Annotated in this window: 7 protein-coding genes and 1 pseudogene; 2 read left to right on the forward strand and 6 right to left on the reverse strand. The window is 59.3% G+C overall.

Going from position 1 to position 5056, the window contains the following annotated elements:
* Positions 1-94: pseudogene (locus HNR00_RS25195) on the forward strand (IS3 family transposase); the annotation flags it as partial.
* A 42-nt stretch (positions 95-136) separates the two neighbouring features.
* Here HNR00_RS25195 and HNR00_RS25200 read toward each other — a convergent pair.
* From HNR00_RS25200 to HNR00_RS25215, 4 genes are all read right to left on the reverse strand, one after another.
* Positions 137-706, reverse strand: a complete 570-nt coding sequence (locus HNR00_RS25200) for a hypothetical protein (protein WP_183574289.1) — start codon at positions 704-706, stop codon at positions 137-139.
* A gap of 22 nt (positions 707-728) precedes the next feature.
* On the reverse strand, positions 729-1136 hold the full coding sequence (locus HNR00_RS25205) for a hypothetical protein (RefSeq protein ID WP_183574291.1): 408 nt from the start codon (positions 1134-1136) through the stop codon (positions 729-731).
* Positions 1137-1370: 234 nt separating this feature from the next.
* Complete coding sequence (locus HNR00_RS25210; RefSeq protein WP_183574293.1) at positions 1371-1811, reverse strand: hypothetical protein; 441 nt, start codon at positions 1809-1811, stop codon at positions 1371-1373.
* Positions 1811-2788 (reverse strand): IS1595 family transposase, encoded by a 978-nt coding sequence (locus tag HNR00_RS25215; protein ID WP_183574295.1) that lies wholly within the window; start codon positions 2786-2788, stop codon positions 1811-1813. The genes HNR00_RS25210 and HNR00_RS25215 overlap by 1 nt, the downstream gene beginning before the upstream one ends.
* A 113-nt stretch (positions 2789-2901) precedes the next feature.
* Here HNR00_RS25215 and HNR00_RS25220 point away from each other — a divergent pair, with 113 nt between their 5' ends.
* Positions 2902-3135, forward strand: a complete 234-nt coding sequence (locus tag HNR00_RS25220) for a helix-turn-helix domain-containing protein (protein WP_183574297.1) — start codon at positions 2902-2904, stop codon at positions 3133-3135.
* On the opposite strand, the gene HNR00_RS25225 is transcribed toward HNR00_RS25220, so the two are convergent.
* A complete protein-coding gene (locus HNR00_RS25225) occupies positions 3132-3305 on the reverse strand; it encodes a hypothetical protein (RefSeq protein WP_183574299.1) in 174 nt (57 codons plus the stop codon). The genes HNR00_RS25220 and HNR00_RS25225 overlap by 4 nt on opposite strands.
* Positions 3306-3604: 299 nt before the next feature.
* Positions 3605-4198, reverse strand: a complete 594-nt coding sequence (locus tag HNR00_RS25230; RefSeq protein ID WP_183574301.1) for a hypothetical protein — start codon at positions 4196-4198, stop codon at positions 3605-3607.
* Positions 4199-5056: the final 858 nt, after the last annotated feature.

Raw genomic sequence — 5056 nt, forward strand, 5'->3', positions numbered from 1 at the left:
TCGCTACGGCTATCGGAAAATCAGCGCGTTGCTGAAGGCGGCCGGCTGGCTGGTCAACGACAAGCGCGTGGAGCGCATCTGGCGACGCGAAGGTCCGGCATTATGCAGCAACCTCACCCAAAAACGTTGAGGTGACCTACCGTTTCGATTTATCCGGTTTGGTCATTGAGGCAGACGGCGGCACCTCGCTTTCGCCTTCGCCTTCGCCAGGAGGCGAAGTGGTGAGGGAAAACTTGTGACCGCCTCCTAAGATCAGTTGTCCAACTATGGCAAGCGATCCTACGCCAAAAGCTATATATGCAAGCTTCTCAGCCCCCAAATAATACATTCCCGCAGAGAATAAAAGAATGCATACGAATGCAAAGAGCCCGTATTTCCTGCCTTGGCTTACAGAGCCATAATCTGCCGTCGATATTTTATCGACCAGTTCTATCTCTTTTTCTTTTAAATCTAACTCTCGTTTTTCTATTTCGTTATTGTGCCGGATAGTATCTACAGCAGTCTGAACTATCAGGGCGGCTGATCCGGGCGCAAGCTTGTCGATTTGTGCTATAACATCGGGATGCGGATAGGGGCTGATATATCGTTCAACAGCAGCCCCTATCGCAGTTGCGACTTCCTGCTTTTTCTGAGCTGGTAGAGGTACACCGCCAAGGGCGCGCTCGACATCCTCGCGAACGTCTTCCCGTACCTCGCGGACTACCATGGCCCTTGTCCGCTCATGGTCTCTATTTCGAGGGGGCATCGTGCGCGCGTCTCTGAACCGTGAGACGGCTTAATTCGCGCAATTTGCCTTCACGGTCCAGCCTTTTCACAACCTGAGTGCCAACCACAAGATTCTTGCGCTTAAGGACAGTATCGGTTGCCGCAGCGATAGCGCGTGCCATCGCTGCGGCCTCTCGCTCCGTCTTAAACACATGGACGTGCTTGGTACGATTCGGAATTTTGACGCGAACGCTATTGCCGCGAACTTCCACAAACTTGTTTATAGCCTCTGGCTTGCTGCCGAGCAAAGCCGGGCCGGATAATCCTTGAAGAACTCCACTCCAGAAAGATCTACGCTTCACCTTCGACACCTTGACGCGAGTGTCCTGCTCTGCTTCATGGCCGAAGGCCGCAAGTCCAGATACTGACACCGGTCCCTCCTCCAGATAGTGTTATGGCCAAGCTTTCGCCTGGCTTAATGAGCAAGCACGGCGAACGTGCCGCAACGAGAATTGCGACGAAAATCGTTCACCTTGCACGTTTTGCACCGAACGAGACAGGTGCGCAACCGCATTTAGCCAGATATTTGTTGACCACGGCGCTTATATGGTGCTTCAGGGGGTTGACACCAGCCCCCAGCGGTGCGAGACACCGCGCCGTTTTTGTCAAGCTTGGCTGTTAAGTGTCCATATGCACACGTTGGTCCGCTTGCCAACGGATTTTATTCGGCCTTGCCGCGCCGCCGTTCCGAGCGACTGAATCAGCCGGTAGGCGACCGCCTTCCGTAGCTGCATGTCGGCTTCGTCCCATCCCTTCATGCGGATCACGGCCAGCGCTATTTCCCGCGTGTTGAGCGGCTTCCCGGCCTCTTCCAGGGCCCGCTTGCAGAGCTTGAACATCTCCCCGTAGGCGAACAGCCGATTGAGGTTGGCGTAGGCGGGGAACTTGGTCTGCGTCTCGGGGGAGAGTTCGTAGAGCGTCAGCACGGCGTTGACGTGCGATAGGTCGCGCTCCGCCCGGTCTAGCTGGCGCCGTAGCTCGGCAATGTGCGCCTCGATCTCATCGCGCTTGGCGCGGAGGGTGCTGACGACGTGAGGGAGGGCCATCAGGCAGCACCCTTCGGCAGGTGGTGCCGCTGCCAGTAGCCCTTCCACACCTGCGACGGCGGGTGACGGAGCGAGGCGCCCGCGATCATCTGGTACTGGCCGCCGTTGCTGACGCGGCGGTAGTTCTCGCGCCAAGCCATCTCGGCAGCGTAGGCCGCGAGGTAGGGACCGGCGATGTGGTGATGCACACCCATCTCGGAACGGCGAAGGCGGGCAAAGTAGCTCTCCGCCTGATTGGTGCAGGCGTCGTCGGCGCTGTAGGCCACCTGATGGTTGATGCGATGGGTCTCGAACGTCTTGTGGAGGCGATCCCAGCCCTTGGCCTCGTCAGCGTGGACGACGGTTCCGGGAAGAACGCGGGCCTCAATCGTGTCCACGCTCTCGGCCTCGGAACGGAAGGCGAAGGTGAGAGCCTTGCCGTTGCGCTCGCGGATCACGACGACGACGCGGCGCTTGCCGGTCTGGTTCTCGGCAAGGCGACGGTCCTTCCGATCCTCCTTCATGTTCTCCGGCCGGACGTGGCCGCCGAAATAGGCGCCGTCCACCTCGACGGTGCCCGACACGGTGGCGTCGGCGGTCTCAGCCGCCACGGCCTCGCGGAGCTTGTGAGCCATCACGAAGGCGGTGCGATACTGGCAGTCGAGATCGCGGCTGAGTTGGAGCGCAGAGTGGCCCTTGGCACCGTTGGCAAAGATGGCGATGGCAAGCAGGTGGTCGCGGATCGGGAGCTTGCGGCTGGCGAAGATGGTCCCGCTGGTGACGCTGAACTGATGGCGGCACCCGGCGCACTTGAACAGCTTGCGGGTCGCGATGAAGGAGTGTTTGAGGCAGCCGCAGCGCGGGCAGAAGGGCTCGCCCTCGGTGTCGGCCCAACGGATGGCCTTGAACGTCTCCCAAGCTTCGTCATCCGACATACGGGCGACTTGGGAGAGGTTGAGGGAGCGAGCGGCGCGGGAGAGAAGAAAGTGCTGGGCCACGGCGCTCACCTGAACGTTTTGCGTTGAGGTGAGTTTTATGGTCGATTTGATCGCAGGTCAACGCTTTTAATCGCCTTGACGGAAAAAACGTCAGGCGCTATCTCTGAATCACGATGACGCCTCAGCACTGCCGCGCCGCCCGAGCTTGGTTGGACTGGTCGCAAGGTGAATTGTCCAAGCGCGCCAACATCGGACTGAGCACGATACGCCAGTTCGAGAACGGCTTGCGCACGCCGATCACCAACAACCTGCTGGCGATGCGGCGTGCGTTCGAGGATGCGGGGATCGTTCTGAATGACGATCCGGCCGGGATCACCTACAAGGGTGACCCCGGCGCGAAGGCCTAGAACGGCAGCGGCGTCGCGCCGTGGTGCGAGAGGCCGCGCACGATCTTGGAGACCGTGCCGCTGTTCACGCAGAAGTAAAAGGACGCCGCGTCCTGCTTCCATCCGAGCACCAAAACGGCGTGGAGGATGTGGCAGGCGGTGGTGTGGTCGCACGGGAAACGAGCGGGCATGCAAACTCCTGTCATGCGCGCGAAAAGGAAGCTCCCGCTTGAAAGTGGGTCCTTGTGATGCAATCTAAGTGACGTGGTGCCGTGCATCTCGGTCCCGCTTCGAGCAGAAGCGCGGATTGGATGACGGGGACGGCCCAGCCCGGCGGTGGGACGCCAAGCTGAGCCGTTTACGCCCTATAAGGGTCCATGGTGGTAAACCATGTCGTTCCTTCTCGTTTGCGCCGGCTAGGACGCGGGGTGGGACACAAGGACGAGGATTGGTTGCTGCCCTTCCAAGTCCGCTTCTGAGCCGTCGAGCGCTACGCGCTTGGCGGCTCATTGGTATCGGGCTCATTCCGGTAGGGAAGAACAGTATGCCATCGCATCGTCTTCTTACCGACCGGGGTTAAGACCCAACCTTTGTCCGCTTGCTCAACCTCTCTGTCCTGCATAAGGCGGCTAAGCTGCGGACTGAAACTCTCTCTTTTTAGCTTGCTCTCGAAGTACCTACGATTAATCGCCATATATAGGTCTCTTGAGCTGAGGCCTTCGGCAAAGTGATCAAGGGCTAACCTAATTGCCTGCTTGATAGACACGTCGCCGAACTTGTATTCCTTTTCAAAAGTGGTATTGGCCGGCGAGACAAGATCGAAGCCCAGGGTGAGATTTGTCTGTAGCGTCCTGGCTGCGCTGTCTATAGCAGCAAACTCTTGCCGCGCAGTTCCTAGCTCCTTCTCAATCTGCTGAAGCTCGTCCTCAAGAAGCCGCTTTTTGTTCTCCAAATCAGCGACCCTGGCCTTGAGGGAAGGCCATTGCTTCTTGATGAAATCTTCGACCCCGACCATCGCCGCACCTACCCCGCCAGACTCTCGCGAGGCGAGTCTTGATTTAGGAGGCGGCATCGTCGCCTGCAAGGGTGAAAACTCCATAAAACTGAGTTTTTGGTCGAGACCGCAGTCGGACTCTGGTTAACGAATCGTTAGCGGAGTCGAGCGCCATCGTCCCAAAATGACGCGAGTCCGCCGATCGCGCAAGACGGCTGCGGCGTCTCTCGCGCCCACATCAACGGATCGTAAACATTGGAAGGGTATGCTCTCGACTCCCGGCGGGATCGTCTTCGCGCGCGCGCACGCGAAGAGGTCTTTCCAACGGGAGCGGTTCTGAAGCCGGGCCGAAATAGAAGAAAGTTCTAAAAGTGCGATAAGGCTGAGCCGATCGCCGAAGCCGCATTGCTCGTCGTCGCGGTACGTACGCCCTCGACTCCAACCCGTCCTGCGTGGTCTCCTCCCCTCCTTATGAGGGGAGAGCGCCGTGGCGGATGAGAAGAGCCCGGTAATACTCTGCGGCAAATGCCGTGTAACGCCGGAGCCCGTCGCCGGAGCGCAGGGCGACTCGGCGCTTGCCTGTCCCGTCTGCGGGCAGACAGACGAGAGCAGTGACGCTCTCCGGGAGGCACTGGCACAGGCTGTCAATGAGAGCATCAGGAAGACTGCCGGGCCCAATATCAAGCCCACAGGCAAGGGCTTCGTTGACGTAAGCGTCCAGCGTTCGCGCCAGCGCGAGTTCCGTTGGGTCTTTGGGGAATAGCTCAGTCATTGGCTCCATCCGATTGGCCGGGACGCCGCCTCAACTGAAGCGTTAACCCGAACGCTTTTAGGTGAGGTTGCTGCATAATACCGCGAAGGTCTGAAGGTCCCGGCCAGGCAGCCCAAGCGCGACCGTATCTGGGATGGGAACGGTTCCTGCCTGCGACTGCGGGCGGAGCGTCGCGA

It is taken from the genome of Methylorubrum rhodinum (genome assembly GCF_014199935.1).
In the GTDB taxonomy this organism is placed as follows: domain Bacteria; phylum Pseudomonadota; class Alphaproteobacteria; order Rhizobiales; family Beijerinckiaceae; genus Methylobacterium; species Methylobacterium rhodinum.